General features: G+C 67.6%; 13 protein-coding genes. 5 read left to right on the top strand and 8 right to left on the bottom strand.

Annotated features, from left to right (window positions below; translation table 11 throughout):
* On the bottom strand, window positions 1–2,294 hold a 2,294-nt coding region (glnE, locus tag Q0C59_RS12655; protein WP_291216021.1), incomplete at its 3' end, for a bifunctional [glutamate--ammonia ligase]-adenylyl-L-tyrosine phosphorylase/[glutamate--ammonia-ligase] adenylyltransferase.
* Between the two features lie 92 nt (window positions 2,295–2,386).
* On the opposite strand from glnE, the gene Q0C59_RS12660 reads away from it, so the two are divergent.
* The 4 genes from Q0C59_RS12660 (at window position 2,387) to Q0C59_RS12675 (ending at window position 10,103) form a co-directional block, all read left to right on the top strand.
* Entirely contained in the window at window positions 2,387–6,517 is a 4,131-nt protein-coding gene (locus tag Q0C59_RS12660; RefSeq protein WP_291216023.1) for a YhdP family protein, read from the top strand.
* 87 nt (window positions 6,518–6,604) lie between these two features.
* On the top strand, window positions 6,605–7,411 hold the full coding sequence (locus tag Q0C59_RS12665) for a carbon-nitrogen hydrolase family protein (RefSeq protein WP_291216052.1): 807 nt from the start codon (window positions 6,605–6,607) through the stop codon (window positions 7,409–7,411).
* A 17-nt stretch (window positions 7,412–7,428) separates the two neighbouring features.
* The gene (locus Q0C59_RS12670) at window positions 7,429–9,480 is read left to right on the top strand and encodes a nitrogen regulation protein NR(II) (RefSeq protein ID WP_291216026.1); all 2,052 of its coding nucleotides are present in this window, start codon (window positions 7,429–7,431) and stop codon (window positions 9,478–9,480) included.
* Window positions 9,477–10,103, top strand: coding sequence for a response regulator transcription factor (locus tag Q0C59_RS12675; RefSeq protein WP_291216029.1), 627 nt, complete (start codon window positions 9,477–9,479; stop codon window positions 10,101–10,103). The genes Q0C59_RS12670 and Q0C59_RS12675 overlap by 4 nt, the downstream gene beginning before the upstream one ends.
* Window positions 10,104–10,119: 16 nt before the next feature.
* On the opposite strand, the gene Q0C59_RS12680 is transcribed toward Q0C59_RS12675, so the two are convergent.
* Window positions 10,120–10,281: a hypothetical protein gene (locus Q0C59_RS12680; protein WP_291216031.1), complete on the bottom strand. Its 162-nt coding sequence runs from the start codon at window positions 10,279–10,281 to the stop codon at window positions 10,120–10,122.
* On the opposite strand from Q0C59_RS12680, the gene Q0C59_RS12685 reads away from it, so the two are divergent.
* Window positions 10,214–11,455 (top strand): murein transglycosylase A, encoded by a 1,242-nt coding sequence (locus tag Q0C59_RS12685; protein ID WP_291216034.1) that lies wholly within the window; start codon window positions 10,214–10,216, stop codon window positions 11,453–11,455. The genes Q0C59_RS12680 and Q0C59_RS12685 overlap by 68 nt on opposite strands.
* Here Q0C59_RS12685 and Q0C59_RS12690 read toward each other — a convergent pair whose 3' ends face one another.
* From Q0C59_RS12690 to Q0C59_RS12715, 6 genes are all read right to left on the bottom strand, one after another.
* Window positions 11,456–11,932: a hypothetical protein gene (locus Q0C59_RS12690; protein WP_291216037.1), complete on the bottom strand. Its 477-nt coding sequence runs from the start codon at window positions 11,930–11,932 to the stop codon at window positions 11,456–11,458.
* Window positions 11,933–12,000: 68 nt separating this feature from the next.
* Window positions 12,001–13,986, bottom strand: coding sequence for an SdrD B-like domain-containing protein (locus tag Q0C59_RS12695; protein ID WP_291216039.1), 1,986 nt, complete (start codon window positions 13,984–13,986; stop codon window positions 12,001–12,003).
* Window positions 13,983–14,804, bottom strand: coding sequence for a hypothetical protein (locus tag Q0C59_RS12700; protein ID WP_291216042.1), 822 nt, complete (start codon window positions 14,802–14,804; stop codon window positions 13,983–13,985). Before Q0C59_RS12700 ends, Q0C59_RS12695 begins: the two co-directional genes overlap by 4 nt.
* Before the next feature lie 7 nt (window positions 14,805–14,811).
* Window positions 14,812–15,273: a hypothetical protein gene (locus tag Q0C59_RS12705; RefSeq protein ID WP_291216044.1), complete on the bottom strand. Its 462-nt coding sequence runs from the start codon at window positions 15,271–15,273 to the stop codon at window positions 14,812–14,814.
* The gene (locus Q0C59_RS12710) at window positions 15,270–15,827 is read right to left on the bottom strand and encodes a hypothetical protein (RefSeq protein WP_291216047.1); all 558 of its coding nucleotides are present in this window, start codon (window positions 15,825–15,827) and stop codon (window positions 15,270–15,272) included. Before Q0C59_RS12710 ends, Q0C59_RS12705 begins: the two co-directional genes overlap by 4 nt.
* Window positions 15,828–16,063: 236 nt before the next feature.
* On the bottom strand, window positions 16,064–16,654 hold the full coding sequence (locus Q0C59_RS12715) for a hypothetical protein (protein WP_291216050.1): 591 nt from the start codon (window positions 16,652–16,654) through the stop codon (window positions 16,064–16,066).
* Window positions 16,655–16,720 lie beyond the last annotated feature (66 nt).

Raw genomic sequence — 16,720 nt, forward strand, 5'->3', positions numbered from 1 at the left:
GCGGTGTTGCTGCCGCGCTGCTGCTGGTAGTTGGTGTAGGCCTGGAAGCTCGTGACCAGCAGGCCCGAGTTGCCGTTGGGGCGCAGCGCGGTGTCGATCTCGAACAGGTCGCCCTCGCCGGTTTTCACCGTGAGCCAGTTGATCATCTTGCGCACAAACGCCGCGTAGATTTCGCCGGCGTTCTCGTGCTCATCTTCATAAACGAAAACGATGTCCAGATCGCTGCCGTAGCCGAGCTCCTTGCCCCCGAGCTTGCCGTAGCCAATGATGGCAAACGCCGGCTCGTCGCGGTGGCGGTTCTTCAGGCGCGCCCAGCACCAGCGCGCGGTCAGGCGCAGCACCGAGTCGGCCAGGGCCGAGAGGTCGTCGGCCACCTGCTCGACCGTGAGCACCTGTTCCAGGTCACGCGCGAGCGTGCGGAACACCTCGGCGTGGTGGGCGCGGCGCAGCAAATTCAGCAGCGCCTCTTCATCGTCTTCGCCGGTGGAGCGCAGGGCGACTCGGCGCGATTCGAGTTCGACCTCGAACTGCGCCGCATCGAAGCGGTCGGTGAGCAGTTGCTGGCTCGCCAGTTCGTCGATCACACCCGGGTGTTGCAGCAAATAGCGCGCGGGCCACTTGGCAGCGCCCAGCAGGCGCAGCAGGCGCTCGTGCACCGAAGGCCGCTCCTGCAGCAGCGCCAGGTAACTGTCACGGCGCAACATGGGTTCGATCCAGTCGGCCATGCGCAGCGCCGCTTCTTCGCTCACGCGGCCCTCTTCGAGCCAGGCGCCGGTGCGCTGCACCAGCCGCACCAGGCGAAAGCGGCTGTCTTCCTTGAGCGCCAGCACGCGCGGGTGTTCGCGCCACTGCGACACCCGGGCCGCAAACGCTTCCGGGAGCTGCGCCAGCACGCTCTGAAGATCGTCGGCCGGGCCGCTTTTGCCGTTGCAACCCTTGCCGTTGCAGCCCCCGTTGGTGGGGCCGCCCAGCAGCGTGTCGAACTCCTGCGCCACCAGTTCGCGGTGGGCATCGAGCGTGTGCAGGAACTCGCACACGTTGGCGCAACCCATGGTCGCGGCCATCCAGGCCAGGTCGTCGTCGCGTGTGGGCATCACATGCGTCTGCTGGTCGTCCAGGTACTGGATGCGGTGCTCGACCCGGCGCAGAAAACGGTAGGCCTCCGCCAGCGCGTCGGCTGAAGCTTGCGGCATGAGGCTGGCGCGGCACAGGCGCGGCAGTGCGTCGAGTGTGGGTCGGGTGCGCAGTTCCGGGAACTGGCCACCGCGCACCACCTGCAGCAGCTGCACGGTGAACTCCACCTCGCGGATGCCGCCGCGCGAGAGCTTCACGTCGTTGGCCCGGCCGGGGTTGCCGGCGGCGCGCTTGGACGCGTGCTCGCGGATCTGGCGGTGCAGCGTGCGCAGCGCTTCGAACACGCCGTAGTCGAGGTATCGGCGGAACACGAACGGCAGCACCGAGCCGCGCAAGGCGTTGGCGCCACCGGCCGCCACGCAGGCCGCTGGTGCGATCACGCGGCTCTTGAGCCAGGCGAAGCGCTCCCATTCGCGGCCCTGCACCAGGAAATATTCTTCGAGCGCGCCGAGCGACACCGCGCTCGGTCCCGAGTTGCCGTTCGGCCGCAGCGCCAGGTCCACCCGGAACACGTTGCCGTGTTCGGTGGTTTCGCCCACCGTGTTGTAGATGTGCTTGACGGCCTTGCCGAAGTACTCGTGGTTGCTGATGCGGTTGCGGCCCTGCGCGTTGCCGGCGGTCTCCCCGTCGTGGTCGTACACGTAGATCAGGTCGATGTCGCTGGACACATTGAGTTCACGCGCGCCGAGCTTGCCCATGCCCACCACCCACAGCTGCGCCCGGGCGGTCTGGCCCTGTGCGTCGGTGTATTGCGGCGCACCAAACAGGTCGTCGAGTTCGGCGCAGGCGAGTTCGCAGGCCACGTCGAGCGCGATCTCGGCCAGCTCGGTCACGGCGCGGGTGACCGCCTGCAGCGGTGCACTCTCTTCACAGTCGAGCACCACCAGGCGCTCCAGCACCAGCTGGCGCAGCACGCGCAACGCAGCCGGCATGGGCAGGCCGCGCTGCGTCAAGGTGCCCAGACAGGCCTGCATGCTGGACCGCACCGGTTCGCCGGGCGGCAGGCAGGCGAGTTCATCGGGATAGCGCCGACGCACGCGCTGCACAAAACGGGAATGATCGGCGCGGCGGTCGGCCAGCGACAACTCAGGCAATGCGTTCACATTTGATGACAAAGGGGCAACGTCCGTGTTCGAAACCGTGAGATGACTGGCCGTCATAATTTGCGCTGGACATGAACCATCAACAACCGGCCACTGCTGCCTCCTCTGCACCACATGCAACAGCCTCGAGATCCCTCAAGACATTTGCCGTGGTCAGCCGCCTGTTGTTGTGGCTGTTGCTGGCGGTCTGGGGGCTCTTTGCGCTGACCTGGGCCGGCTTGAATGGCGCGATTGTGCCCCGAATCGGCGAATGGCGTCCTGAGCTGGAAAGGTGGGCTACCGAGGCGGTCGGGGTACCGGTGCGCATCGGCGAAATCCGCGCCGAATCGGGTAGCGGCGGCGCCAGTTTCCTGCCCACACTCATGCCGTCCTTCGAGCTGCGCGATGTGCAGCTGATCGATGCACAAGGCCGCGTGGCGTTGCAGTTGCCATTGGTGCGCACCGCCATGTCGGTGCAGTCGCTGTGGCGAGGCGGCTTCGAGCAGGTGGTGATCGAAGCGCCGGTCCTCGACGTGCGCCGCACCGCCCAGGGCCGCATCGAGGTGGCCGGTCTGGACATGTCCGGGCCCAGCCACGACAGCCAGGCGGCCGACTGGTTTTTTGCCCAGCGCGAGTTCGTGATCCGCCGCGGCACCGTGCGCTGGACCGACGACCAGCGTCGCCAACCCACACTGGCCTTGGGTGAACTCGACTTTGTGAGCCGCAACACCACGCGCACGCACCACTGGCGCATCGATGCCACACCACCGCCCGAGTGGGGTGATCGCCTGAGCCTGCGTGGCCAGCTGCGCGAGCCGCTGCTCTCGCTGGGCCAGCGCGCGAGCGGCCAGCCGGTCTGGCACGACTGGAGCGGCGAGGTCTTTGCCGACTTCGCCCGCGTCGACGTGGCCCGGCTGCGCGCCTATGTGGACCTGTCCGATCGTGGCGTGGAGGTGCGCACCGGCGAGGGCGCGCTGCGCGCCTGGGCGCAGGTGGAGCGCGGGCAGGTGGTTGCCGTGACGGCCGACCTGGCGCTGCAGAACGTCGAAGCGCAGCTCGGCCCGCAGCTGCCGGCGCTGGCGCTGGAGAACGTGCAGGGACGGCTGGCCGTGCAGTGGAACGCCGAAGGGTTTGGTGTGACCACGGAGGACCTGCGCTTTCGCACGCGCGAGGGCGAAACCTGGCCCGGAGGCCGCCTGCTGGTCAAGCATGTGGCGCGCAGCACCAGCCAGGCGCCCAGCGTGGAGGTGAGCGCCGAACAACTCGATCTGGCGGCGCTGGCGGACATTGCCGAACGGGTGCCGCTGCCCGCAGTGGTGCGCAGCTGGCTGCAGCGGCTGCAGCCCGCCGGCCGCATGGACGGTTTCACCGCCCGCTGGCAAGGCCCTGCCACGGCATCGGCCGATGCGGTGGAGGGCGCCATCGACTGGACGCAGGGCAGCTACCAGGCGCGTGGCCGTGTGCAGGACCTTGCGCTGGCGGGTGAGCCCAGTGGCCAGATGTCCTTGAGTGGCCGCTTCCCGTTGCCGGGCCGACCCGGCATCACCGGTGCCACGGTCGACTTCGATCTGAACCAGAGCGGCGGGCGCGCCCGCATCACCGTGGCCGACGGCTCCATCGAGCTGCCCGACATCTTTGAAGAGGCGCGCATTCCACTGCAGCGGCTGGCGGCCGACGCGTCGTGGCAGCTGCAGGGCGATCGCATCGAAGCCCAGCTGGACAACATGACCCTGGCCAACGCCGACGCCGAGGGCACTGCCCAGGTGAAGTGGCAGACCAGCGATCCGGCCACCAGCCCGTCCAGGTCCCGCTTCCCCGGCGTGATCGATCTGACGGCCCAGCTGACACGCGCCGACGGCACCCGGGTGCACCGCTACCTGCCGCTCACCGTGGATGCCGAGGCGCGGCGCTACGTGCGCGAAGCCGTGCTCGCGGGCCGTGCGAGCACGGTGGACTTCCGCATCCAGGGCGACATGGACCGCCTGCCCTTCAAGAACGCAGAGGCCCCGAGCGAATTCCGCATCTCGGCCCAGCTCGGCGGGGTCGACTTCGACTACCTGCCCACCAGCTTTCAGCCGGCCGATGCCGCACCCTGGCCGGGCCTGCGGGGCTTCTCGGGGCAGCTGGTGCTGGACCACCTGAAGCTGAACATCTCCGGCGGCACATCGGGCGTGGTGGGAGCGACCGGTGTGCGTCTGAGCGAAGGCGCGGTGGAGCTCGACGACCTGGCCCGCGACACCACTCTGACGGTCAGGACCCGTGCCCAGGGTCCCGCCAGCGCCATGCTGGGTTTTGTGCAGAGTTCGCCCCTCAAGACCCTCACCGGTGAGGCGCTGGCACAGACCACGGTCGGGGGCAACGCCGACCTGGGCATGACCCTCAAACTGCCCTTGTTTGACCTGAATGCCTTCACGGTGGCGGGCACGGTGGCGTTCGACGGCAACGACCTGAAGTTCCACCCCGCAGCGCCGTTGCTGGCGCGCACCCGCGGCACGCTGGCCTTCACCGAGCAGGGCTTTGTGGTGCTCGGGGGCAACACCCGCGTGTTCGGCGGCGACATGAAATTTGAAGGGGGCCTGCGCCCCAACCCGCAAGGTGTGGCGCGCCTGCAGTTCCGCGGCCAGGGCGTGGCCAGCGCGGAGGGTCTGCGTGACGGGGGACTGGGCGCTGCCTCCAGCCTGTTCCGGAACGCGTCCGGCTCGGCCGCGTACACCGCACAGCTGGGTTTTCGCGGCGGTGTGCCCGAGCTGCAGGTGGTCAGCACGCTGCAGGGCATGGCGCTGAACCTGCCCGCTCCACTGGGCAAAACGGCCGACGCGGTGCTGCCGCTGCGCGTGGACACCGCGGTGCTCAGCGTCGACGGCGACGTGGCCGCCACCGACCGCGTGGCGCTGGAGCTGGGGTCTGCGCTGGCGCCGCTGGTCTCGCTGCGCTACGAACGCGACATCACCGAAGCGGTGCCGCGTGTGTTGCGTGGCAGCGTGGCGGTGGGGCTGGAGGGCGGTGATGCTGCTCCCATGCCCGCCACCGGTGTGGTGGGCAACCTGCGACTCGATCAGCTCGACCTCGATGCCTGGTCGCAGCTGGCCGGCCGAGCCGGTGTGCGCGTGCCCACGGCGGCCACGTTGAGCGCGATCGACCAGGACGCCGAACTCGCCTACCTGCCCACCACGCTGGCGCTGCGCACCAACCGGTTGACGCTGGAAGGCCGCAGCTTCAACCGGGTGGTGGTGGGCGGCTCGCGCGAGGGCACGCAGTGGCGCGCCAACGTGACCGCCGACGAACTCAACGGTTATGTGGAGGTGCGCCAGGCCGGGCCCAACACGGCGGGCAGTGTGTTTGCCCGGCTCGCGCGCCTGAAGCTGGAGCCCACGGCGGCCACCGAGGTGGAGCAGCTGCTGAGCCAGCCCACCAGCGTGCCCGCACTCGACATTGCGGTGGAAGAACTGGAATTTGGCGGGCGGCGCCTGGGTCGTGTGGAGGTGGAGGCGGTCAACCGCGGCGGGCCCACCCGGGCGGGCGAATGGCGGCTGACCAAGTTCCGGCTCGCCGTGCCCGAAGCGCGTCTCAGCGCCACCGGCAACTGGGCGCCGCTCTCCGGCGCCGCCGGCGCATCGGCGGGCGAGCAGCGGCGCACCGCGCTGAGCTTCCGTCTCGATGTGGACGACTCCGGCGCCCTGCTCACGCGTTTCAACCGCCCCGGCCTGGTGCGCGGCGGCAAGGGCCGCATCGAAGGCAGCGTGGGCTGGATCGGCTCGCCCTTGGCGCCCGACTACCCCACGCTCTCGGGACAGCTGCAGGCCGACTTCGAGCGCGGCCAGTTCCTCAAGGTCGAGCCCGGTGCCGGCCGGCTGCTGGGCGTGCTCAGCCTGCAGGCCTTGCCTCGGCGCCTGGCGCTGGATTTTCGCGACGTGTTCTCCGACGGCTTCGCGTTCGACTTCGTGCGCGGCGATGCGCGCATCGAACAAGGCGTGCTGTTCACCAACAACCTGCAGATGAAGGGCGTGAACGCCGCGGTGCTGATGGAAGGCACGGCCGACCTGGCGCGTGAGCAGCAAGACCTGAAGGTGGTGGTGGTCCCGGAGATCAACGCGGGCACGGCGTCGCTGATCGCCACCGCCATCAACCCGGCCATCGGCCTGGGCAGTTTCCTTGCCCAGTTCCTGCTGCGCCAGCCGCTGCAAAGCGCCGGCACGCAGGAGTTTCGCGTCAGCGGCAGCTGGGCCGATCCACAAGTGACCAAGGTGGACCGAACGCCACCCGCCGCGCCCGCCCGCGCCCCCGCCGGCGCACTGCAGTAAGCTGACCCTCCCGAGCGCCCCGCGCGCGCCCCGGCCCACCGAAAGACGCCCATGACCATGCCTCACCAACCCCCCGTTCCCGGCCGCATGAAGGTCGCCGCGATCCAGATGGTTTCGGGCATCAGCCTGGACAACAACCTCAGCGAGGCCTTGCGGCTGTTGCGCCAGGCCGCCAATGCGGGCGCTGAACTCGCGGTGCTGCCCGAGTACTTCTGCTTCATGGGCGCGCGCGACGAAGACAAGCTGGTGCTGGCCGAGACCCCGGGCCTGGGCAAGGTGCAGGACTTTCTGTCGGACTGCGCACGCGACCTCAAGATGTGGATCGTGGGCGGCACGCTGCCCATGGCCACCGACGACCCCACGCACGCGGCCAACGCGTCGCTGGCCTACAACCCGCGCGGTGAATGCGCGAGCCGCTACGACAAGATCCACCTCTTCCGATACGACAACGGCCGCGAGCGCTACGACGAAGCGGCCGTGTTGCGCGCCGGCGAAACGCCCACCGTGTTCGAGTGCCGCGACGCCGGCGGCCAGGCCTGGCGCGTGGGCCAGAGCGTGTGTTACGACCTGCGCTTTGGCGAGCTCTACCGCATGCTGGCGGCCGACGTGCTGCTGGTGCCCTCGGCCTTCACCCACACCACCGGCCAGGCGCATTGGGAAGTTTTGCTGCGCGCGCGGGCCATCGAGAACCAGGCCTTCGTGATCGCCAGCGCGCAGGGCGGCGTGCACGAAAACGGCCGGCGCACCTGGGGCCACACCATGGTGATCGACCCCTGGGGCGGTGTCATGGCCATGCAGGCCGAAGGCCCGGGCGTGGTCATGGCCGAGCTGGACTTCGAGCAGCTGCGCAGCGTGCGCGAGCAACTGCCTTCGCTGCAACACCGCCGCCTTTGAACCGCGAAGGTACTCCAGTGAGCGAAGGCCCGGGCGCCGAGCGCAACGACCCCGGTTCGCGCCGCTGGGGCCTGTGGGCTGCCCTGGTGTTGCTGGTGGTGGCATTGCTGGTGGTGCTGGTGTTCCTCGCGCGCGAATACGAAGAAGCCCGCGACCAGCAAGCGCTGGAGCAGGAGGCCGCGGCGGTGGTGAGCGACATCCGCAACGAGCTGTTGCGCAATGTGCAGACGCTGCAGTCGCTCAACAGCGTCTCCCCCACCGCCGACAGCTGGAATGCGCCCGCCGCCGAACTGCTGGCACAGCACCGCGAGCTGATGCGCCTGGAGTGGCGCGACAACGCGCAGCGCCTCATCAGCCACCGCGACACGCCCTACCTCAGCGACGTGTTCGCCTACCTCGACCGCACGCGCGCCGTGGCCGACGTGAAGCTGGCCTGCGACAACGCCCAGCGCCAGTCGGGCCCGGCCTATTCGTCCAGCTACTTCTGGCCCATGCGCGACGGCCTGGGCATGGAGCTCATGGAGATGTGCATGCCGGTGGTGCGTTCGGGCGTGCCCAACGGTTTTCTGGTGGCCACCTACTCCTTGCCCGGCATCCTGTCCGAGTTTTCCCAGCCCGACGCCTTGCGCAGCCGCGGCCTGTCGTTCAACGACGCCGACGGCACCCGGCTGGCGCTGCACCGCATGGTGCCCGGCACGCGGCGCACCCTGAATGCCAGTGCCGTGCTGGAGTTGCCCGGGCACACGCTGATCCTGCAGATGCAGAGCCCGCGGCTGGTGGACGGACTGTTTCCCAATGTGCTCACCGCCGTGATCAGTGCGCTCTCGCTGGCCTTGCTCGCGGTGCTCGCCCTGCTGGCGCGCGACACGCGCCTGCGCCAGCGCGCCGAGCTCGGCGTGGCCGATGCGCTGGCGTTTCGCAAGGCCATGGAAGACTCGCTCGTGACCGGCCTGCGCGCGCGCGACATGACCGGGCGCATCACCTATGTGAACCCTGCGTTCTGCGACATGGTCGGGCTGAGCGCTGAACAACTCATCGGCACCGGCTTGCCTGCGCCCTGGTGGCCACCCGAGCTGGTGGACGAATACCAGCAGCGCCAGCTGGTGCGACTGGCCGGGCAGACGCTCCCGCGCGAAGGTTATGAGTCGGTGTTCCAGCGCAGCGACGGCACACGTTTTCCGGTACTCATCATCGAAGCACCGCTGATCGACGCGCAGGGCAAACAGACCGGCTTCATGAGCGCCATCCTCGACCTGACCGAGCAGCGCCGCGTGGAAGACCTCAACCGCACCTCGCAAGAGCGGCTGCAGGCCACCGCCCGCCTGGCCACGGTGGGCGAGATGGCCTCGCTGCTCAGCCACGAACTCAACCAGCCGCTGGCCGCGATTTCCAGCTACGCCAGCGGCGCCATGAACCTGCTGGAGCACCCCACGGAGTCGTTGTCGCAGGCCGACCTCTCGCAGGCCATGAAGCGCATCAGCGAACAGGCCGAGCGCGCCGGGCGCGTCATCAAGAGCGTGGCCGACTTCGTGCGGCGGCGCGAGCAGGTGCGCGAGGCGGTGAGCCCCCGGGATCTGATCGACGCCATCCAGCCGCTGCTGGTGTTGCAGGCCAAGAAACAAGGCATCCAGCTGCAGATCGCCATTGCGCCCGGCTGCCCTGCCGTGCACTGCGACCGCACCATGGTCGAACAGGTGCTGCTCAACCTGGCGCGCAACGGCATGCAGGCCATGCCGCAAGGCGACCCGGCGCTGGGGCAAGGCGCGCGGGTGCTGCGCATCGCGGTGCACCAGACGCGGCTGCACTCGGGCTTGCGCCCGGGCGGTGACCAGCACAAGGCATGGATCACCTTCGAGGTGAGCGACCACGGACTGGGCCTGAGCCCCGAGGTGCAGGCCAAGCTCTTCACACCCTTCTTCACCACGCGCACCGAAGGCATGGGCCTGGGCCTGAGCCTGTGCCGCACGGTGATCGAGCAGCACGGCGGCGCGCTGACTTTTGATCCGAACCAGCCGCGCGGCACCGTGTTCCGGTTCACGCTGCCCGCGCACCTATCATCTCGCTCATGACCCCGCACCTCGACGCCAAGATCTACCTGGTTGATGACGACGCGGGTGTGCGCGAGGCACTCGCCTGGTTGCTGCGCACGCGCCGGCTGGTAAGCGACGGCTACGACAGCGCCGAATCGTTTCTGGCCGACGCCAGCGTCCTGCAGCACGAACCCATGGCGCCCTGCTGCGTGTTGCTGGACGTGCGCATGCCCGGCATGAGTGGCCTGGCGGCGTTCGAACTGCTGCAGGCCCTGCCCTGGCGCGCGAGTTTGCCGGTGATCTTTCTCTCGGGCCATGCCGATGTGGCCACTGCGGTGGACGCGGTCAAGCGCGGGGCCTTTGATTTTTGCGAGAAACCGTTTTCCGACAACGCGCTGGTCGACCGCGTGGAACGCGCGCTGGAACAGTCGGCCCAGGTGCTGGCCCAGCGCCGCGTGCAGCGCGAACTGCAACAGCGCCTGGCCAGCCTCACCGAGCGCGAGCGCGCGGTGATGGACCTCGTGATCGCCGGCCTGCCGAACAAGCTGGTGGCCGATCAACTCAACATCAGCGTGCGCACGGTGGAGGTTCACCGCTCGCGCGTGTTCGACAAGATGGGCGTCAAGTCGGCCGTGGAGCTGGCCAATGCCCTGCGGCCTTGACGGCCCCCGCCTCGCCTCAGCGGTCTTCCGGCTTGTCTTTGCCCGGAGGTTGTTCGAGCTTCTGGCGCTCCACCTCCTCGGGCAGTTCACCACCCTTGCGCCCTGAAAACATGGTCCACCACACGATGAACACCAACAACACCAGCGCGCCGAGCGCTTCAAGCAACAACAAGGTCATGGATCGGTTCGGTCGGTTTGTTCAGACGTTCATGCGGTTGGGGGCGAGCGGAGTGATTGTAGGAAGCTTGGTGTCCTGCGCGGTCGGCCCGGTGCAGATTCCCGCACCCGTCGCCCGGCCCGGCCCCGCCGTGGTCACAGCGCCAGTGGATGCGGGCGCGCTGCCGCCCGCGATCCAGCGGGGCAAGAGCCGCTGGACGCCGGTGAACTGGAGCGAGCTGCCGGGTTGGGGCCAGGACAGCCTGCACGAAGCCTGGAACGCCTGGGTGCGCGGCTGCGAGCGGCCTGCGCCCGGCCAGGCGCCAGCTTGCGCCGAACTGCGCCAGCTTGCCATCGGCACACCCGCCGAGCAGCAGGCCTGGGTGATGCGCCGGTTTCAGCCCTACCGCGTGACCGAGCTGGACGGCAGCGTGCCCGACGGTCTGCTCACCGGCTACTACGAACCCATCATGGCGGCCAGCCGCGTGCCCACCGCCACCCACCGCACGCCGCTCTACGCACCACCCGCCGGGCTGCGCAATGGTCAGCCCTGGTACAGCCGCCAGGAGATCGACACCTTGCCTGCAGCGCAGGCTGCGCTGCAGGGCCGCGCCGTGGCCTGGCTGGCCGATCCCATCGACGCGCTGATCCTGCAGATCCAGGGCTCGGGACGGCTGAACCTGGTGGATGCCGATGGCCGCGCGCGTCAGGTGCGTGTGGCCTTCGCCGCGCACAACGGCCAGCCGTACCAGAGCGTGGGCCGCTGGCTGCTCGACCAGGGCGCGATCCGCGAAGCCTCGTGGTCGTCCATCAAGGCCTGGGCCGCGCAGAACCCGCAACGCCTCAACGAGATGCTGTGGAGCAACCCGCGCACCGTGTTCTTCCGCGAAGAAGCCTTGTCGGAATTCGACGCGCGCTTCGGCCCACGCGGTGCGCAAGGTGTGCCGCTCACGCCGGGCCGCTCGATCGCGGTTGATCCCCAAAGCATTCCCTACGGCACCCCCGTTTGGCTCGCCTCGCAAGGACCCACGCTGAACGTTCAGAAACTGGTGATGGCGCAAGACACGGGCGGCGCCATCGTGGGCGCGGTGCGCGCCGACCTGTTCACCGGTTGGGGTGACTGGGACGACGAGGCCTACCTCACGGCGGCGGCGCTCAAGCAACCGCTGCAGATGTGGGTGCTGGTGCCGAAGTAGCTAAAGCGCCGTGATGTCCGTCTGCACCGGCCATCGCAGCGACTGCATGTCGCCGTTGCCGCTGGCCTCGAACTCGTGTTGCAGCAGCAGCGTGTAGCGCCCCGGGCGCGGTGTGCACAAGCGGTAGCCGTCGGATACTGGGCTGAGCGTGACGCCGCCGGACTGCTCGGTCTGCAAGCGCCAGGCTTCCACGTCCGAGGTGTTCATGCGCAACGTGACGCAGAAGCCGCGCTTCATGGTGGAGAGCACCACCAGCCGCTGTTCGGCGCTCCAGTCACCGCCGACCACCGGGACCAGTTGTGAAGGGTGGCTGTTTTCCAGCACCCGCATGATGGGTGGAACGACGATGCGAATGTCGATCGATGCGCTGGCACGGTGCTGGTTGACTGCTTGACTCTCGCCCATGCCTGACGCTGGAGCCAGCAGCAGTGCGCCGGCGGTCAGGCAGACAAGAAGGGGGCGTGGCAGGCGGCACATGAACCACTATCGGCCTCCGATCAGGGAACTTGAGACCCTCCCTACGGGTTCGCCCAGATCCCAAGCCGCTATTCGCTGCGCTGCACTGGGAGGGTCAGGGTCACACTTTCGCGCAAGCGCACGTCCACCCGCGTCTGTCCCTCGTCAATCACGTTCCATGGCAGAGGCAGTGTCTCGGGTCGCACGGTGACGGTGCGCGCACCACTGGCTACAAAGGGAAATTCGAACCGCCCCTGGCTATCGGTGCGCACAGCGTAGCGGTTGTCCAGAAAAACAGTGACGTTGGGCACACCGGTTTCACTGGCTTCCTGTGTGCCGCTGCGGTTGGCGTCGAAGTACACCGTGCCCTCGATGCGGCCCCCCCCGTCGCTGGATTTGCCACCCAGTGGCACGTTGCGGCTGCCGGCTTGAAACTCGTAGCGCAACACCGCATAAAACGAGCGATCGCTGTCGGGCACCAACACATCCGGCGGTGCCAGCGGGTCCAGCGACGGGCTGAACCGGCTGCGGCCCGAAGAGCGGGTGTAGTTGCCTTCCACGCTCCAGCGTGTGTCGATGCGCCAGTTCGCGCCGAGGTTCATGCTGTGGCGCATCTGTCCGGTGCTTCCGCGCTCGGTATTGACGTTGCCACGCAGGCCTGCCTTGCTGGACAGTGGGGCCGACATGCTCAGTGCGCCATTCCATGTGGTTTCTGCGGGCAGGTTGCGGGCGGCACTGTAGGCGGTTGCACCCAGACTGGTCGACAGGGCCCAGCCTTGCGGCACCATCCATTCCTGATCCCAGGTCAAGGTTCGGGTGGCTATCTGGTCTTGTCCCCCTGCGAATTCCAGACGCAGTCCGCTGGTGCCCCAGCCGTTCTGGAAGCGCCAGTCGCCGTAGGTGTTCCAGGCGTCGCCATTGAAGCGACGCAAGGCGGCGCCGGCTCCCAGCGTGTGGTCGCGGTTGAGGCGCCAGCGTGCCGAGCTGGTGGCGAAGTAACCACTGCCGCTGCGCCCGCTGATGGAATCCAGCCAGTCCACCGAGCCCTCGGCCGACCATTGGCGCGTGCCCCAGGTGGTGCGCACATAGGCGCCCACGATGTCGTTGGCCACCGGCAGGTTGGCCCAGGTCAGGTCGGCTTCCAGCCGGTAGGCGCCCACGCCGTGACGGCGCGGCCCCTCTTCCCACTCGCTGTCAATCCAGAACCCTCGGCGCGCGCCGCTCAGATGGCTCGACTGGGTGCTGATGAGTTGTCCCTGGATGTGGTGCTCCGCACCTTCGTGCCGCAGCGCCAGCTGGGTGGAGTTGGCGTTGACGAAATCGCCGGGTTGTTGCGGGCTGTCCAGCGATGACACGCCGCGCGCATCTTCGTGCCTGAGGGCGGCGGTCCAGCCTTGGCGGGAGAGCGTGTCGACGCCCGAGGCGTTGATGCGCCACTGACCCGCCAGGGTGGTGCGTCGCCCGGGCAGTGACCGGAATCCGCTGGCAGGGAGGAAATCCAGCCGCCCGGGCTCGCCCGTGGAGGCCCGCAGCTGCAACCCTTGTTCGGGGTTTTCAAACTCGGTGCCGACGCCTTGCAGGATGGCCGAAGGCAGGTAGATGCGCGTCGGCAAGCGCGTGATGTCCGGTGCTGGTGTGTTGATGATGCCAAGCTCGTTGCTGGTGAGCCAGCCACCACCCAACGGCATCGCGACCTGGCGCAAGGTAAGCGTACCGCTGCTGTCACGCGGTGCGTACGTCCCATCGATGGACAGCGTGCCGTGGTTGGGTGTTTCCAGCAGGCCATAGATGCCGTAGCCGATGCGGGTGCTTTGGGTCTGGTCAAAAGGCTGGGTGCCCAACCGCGTCTCCAGCCGCAGGAAACGCGGCCAGCCTTCGCGGTCGTAGGCATGGGCTTCGTTCTCTTCCAGTGCTTCCGGCGCCAGGTTCTCGATCACGCGGTCCACATAGAGGGACCCGGGTGTGCTGGAGACACGGGATGCCGTCGCATCTTGTGCCCACACGCCAGCCTGCTGGGTCACGAGACCCACGAAGGCCAGCAGGCTGCAGAGCGGGTGCGCCACCCGAACACTCATGGAGCGAAGCTGGCGTCAAGCGGCAGGCGGTTCTTGCCCCATTCGAGCGTTCCTTTGACCACCAGCGGAAACCGCACCTCGGGTGCGGTCTTGCCTTCGCCCACCACTGGCGAGAGCGCCACGCCGCGCGTCTCGCCCGGCATGATCGGTATGTCGGCCGGCGTCATTTCGAGCGTTTGCCCGGTGGCGTCGACGGCGTTCACGTAGCCCTCCAGTCGGCCATGGGCGTTGCCGCTGTTGCGCACATCGAGCATGGCCACGTTCTTGCCGTCACCAGCTTTGACGACACGGGTGGCCGTGAGGTTGAGCACCGGAGCAGCATCGCCCACGGCGGCGTACACGATCACACCGATCCGACCGCCCACGTCGACGCCACTCCTGGCAGGGTCAAGGCCTTCGATCATGATCGCGAAGCGGCATTCGCGTGGCTTTGTGCCGGCGGGCGGGTTGATCTCGAAGCGGAACCGGTAGCGCGCGCCAGGCTCCAGCGTGAGTTCGCGTCGCTCGATCGCCACCCACGGACGGCAGCTTTCGGGCGCCAGCTCGTCGGAGAAGGCGACCGAGTTGTCGGCCTGGAAAGTCCAGTCGTTGGTGTACACGCGGTAGCCGCCTTTGAGCTGGCCCACATGCTGAATCTCGAACACCTGACGCAGTGGCTGCCCAGGTGTGGCCTTCACTTCAAAACGCGGTGGTGTGATGTAGGCGGCAAAGCCTTGCGCAAACCCCAAGAGCGGCGTCAAAAGAAGAACACAGGCACACGCCCAACCCAGCAGCGTATTCAATCCGTTGAGCAACGATCCAGGAAGCGTAGTCGTCATGGCGGATTCAGTTGGTATCGAGTTCGAAGTGAAAATTCAGGCGCCGGCTGTTGGATGTCCAGTCGGCCTTCGATCGCAGCCGAACCTGTATCTGGTCTTCCAGTGTGGCGCCGGGAATCGTACCGGCGTAGACCAGGGCGCGTTCGCCGGACACCAGGCGCCCGCCCTGCAGTCTGCCCTGCGTTGTCCATACAGCCTCGATGCTGGAGGCTTCGTCGCGCGGCAGCACCATGTAGATGCGACCGGTGCGGCCGATCCAGTCGCGGGTGTCAATGCGGATGTTGACCGTCACCCAGGCTTCCATACCGCCCGCGTTCATCTGGCCTCGCGCGAACGGCAACCACTGCATCTGCACGTTGGGCGGAACGGTGTAACTCAAGGAGTCGTCCAGCCGGAACGGATTGGCCAGGCTGGACCCGAATGCCAACATGCCCAGCGCAGCAATGACAAGTCGTTGGCTTCCCGTCATGGTGAAGCCAGTGTGTAGGTCACGCGGCCGTTGTAGGTGCCTGCTGCACGCACATCGCTGTTGGCGTAGAAGAAGGTGTGGCAGTTTTCGAGGTACCTGTTGCCAGGAACCGTGGCGAGGTTCTGGGTTCCCCCGTTGAATGTGCCGGGTGCAATCACGTTGGGCACGCCGCTGCCCGGGGCGGCCACGGTCCAGCTGATCTGGCCGATCGGGATGGTGTCTCCGTTGGCGTTGGTGAGGTTGGCAGGCGAAGAAACGGTGAGGGTGGCGTTGGCTGCGCCGCTGTTGCGGCGGTAGCCTGCACCCACCATCACTTGGCTGGCCGGCGTCGGGCAGGTGTTGTTGCCGTCGCCATACAGGCTGATGTTCTGCGTGCTGTCGCTGGTCATGGCCAGCGGTGTGCCGTTGCCCAGTTGTGCCGCCGGCACAGTGACGGCCACGAGATTGACGGGACCACTGCGCCCGGCGGTGCCATTGAGTGTGCCGCTGCTGCCACTCAGTGCGCCGTTGCCAACATGCAGGAACAGACGACGACTGCCGGAAGTGATGGACAACGACCAAGCATGCGCAGCAGATATTTCCGCGCCACACCACATCACCAGGCAGGCACTGCTGAGCAACCGCCTTGTGCGGTGGCCAATCAGTTGCTTTGGGGTGGTCATCGAGCCGTACTCAGCTGTTTTACAGGGTCAGTTGCGCCAGGTCGGAGGGCGCCCGGAATCACCTTTTTCGGCGCCATGGCGGGACAGTTCAGCGATGTGCATTGCACACCGTTGAACTTGATCAGCCGTCAGGGCATGGTGGCGGTGTAGGTGACCCGGCCCACGTAGGTACCGAAGGCTGGGGTGGTGCTGTTGGCGTACGCGTAGGTCCAGTTGGCGGTCTGGTTGGTCACGCGCCCGGCCAGTGTTGGCAGGCTGGTGCCACCGCTGAATGCTGGTGCTGCCAATGCCCCGTTGCTCGATGACACTGTCAGTTCGGTGAACGGAATGGTGTCTGAGCCGCTGGTCAGAACCAGCGGGTTGGTCGCGGTGATCGTGACTTGGCCGTTGTTGCCAAACACACGCACCGGGATCGAAGCCGTGCCTGTGGTGGGGCCGGTGCTGGTGATGGATGCGGCCGGGGCGGCGGCGCCTGCGCCCACGTCAAGCGGGTTGGTTGTGTAGTCGAAAGTCAAGGTATCGATCGCGGCGTTGGTCGCCAGCGGCGTGCCGGAACCTGTGCCCACACCCAGGAACAGCACACGCGGGATCACCACGCGCAGGTCCAGGTTGGCGGTGGCGGAGCCAGCACCGGTGACCAGTTGCGATTCGGCGGAAGCCAGCAGCGGGGTGGCCAGGGCCAGGGCCAGGGTGGTTTTGAGCAGCAGGGCTTTTTTCACGACGTTTCCTTCAAGTGGAAGTGAGATGTGTGGACTGAGCACTTTCAGGTACCTGCTCCACGGGGT

Source organism: Hydrogenophaga sp. (genome assembly GCF_022844385.1).
In the GTDB taxonomy this organism is placed as follows: domain Bacteria; phylum Pseudomonadota; class Gammaproteobacteria; order Burkholderiales; family Burkholderiaceae_C; genus Hydrogenophaga.

What these genes read in the sequence shown, in the direction of transcription:
- Q0C59_RS12665 (WP_291216052.1), top strand. Translation starts at nt 6,605, where the DNA reads ATGAAGGTCGCCGCGATCCAGATGGTTTCGGGCATCAGCCTGGACAAC.
- Q0C59_RS12675 (WP_291216029.1), top strand. Translation starts at nt 9,477, where the DNA reads ATGACCCCGCACCTCGACGCCAAGATCTACCTGGTTGATGACGACGCG.
- Q0C59_RS12685 (WP_291216034.1), top strand. Translation starts at nt 10,214, where the DNA reads ATGGTCCACCACACGATGAACACCAACAACACCAGCGCGCCGAGCGCT.
- Q0C59_RS12680 (WP_291216031.1), bottom strand. Translation starts at nt 10,281, where the DNA reads ATGACCTTGTTGTTGCTTGAAGCGCTCGGCGCGCTGGTGTTGTTGGTG.
- Q0C59_RS12690 (WP_291216037.1), bottom strand. Translation starts at nt 11,932, where the DNA reads ATGTGCCGCCTGCCACGCCCCCTTCTTGTCTGCCTGACCGCCGGCGCA.
- Q0C59_RS12695 (WP_291216039.1), bottom strand. Translation starts at nt 13,986, where the DNA reads ATGAGTGTTCGGGTGGCGCACCCGCTCTGCAGCCTGCTGGCCTTCGTG.
- Q0C59_RS12700 (WP_291216042.1), bottom strand. Translation starts at nt 14,804, where the DNA reads ATGACGACTACGCTTCCTGGATCGTTGCTCAACGGATTGAATACGCTG.
- Q0C59_RS12705 (WP_291216044.1), bottom strand. Translation starts at nt 15,273, where the DNA reads ATGACGGGAAGCCAACGACTTGTCATTGCTGCGCTGGGCATGTTGGCA.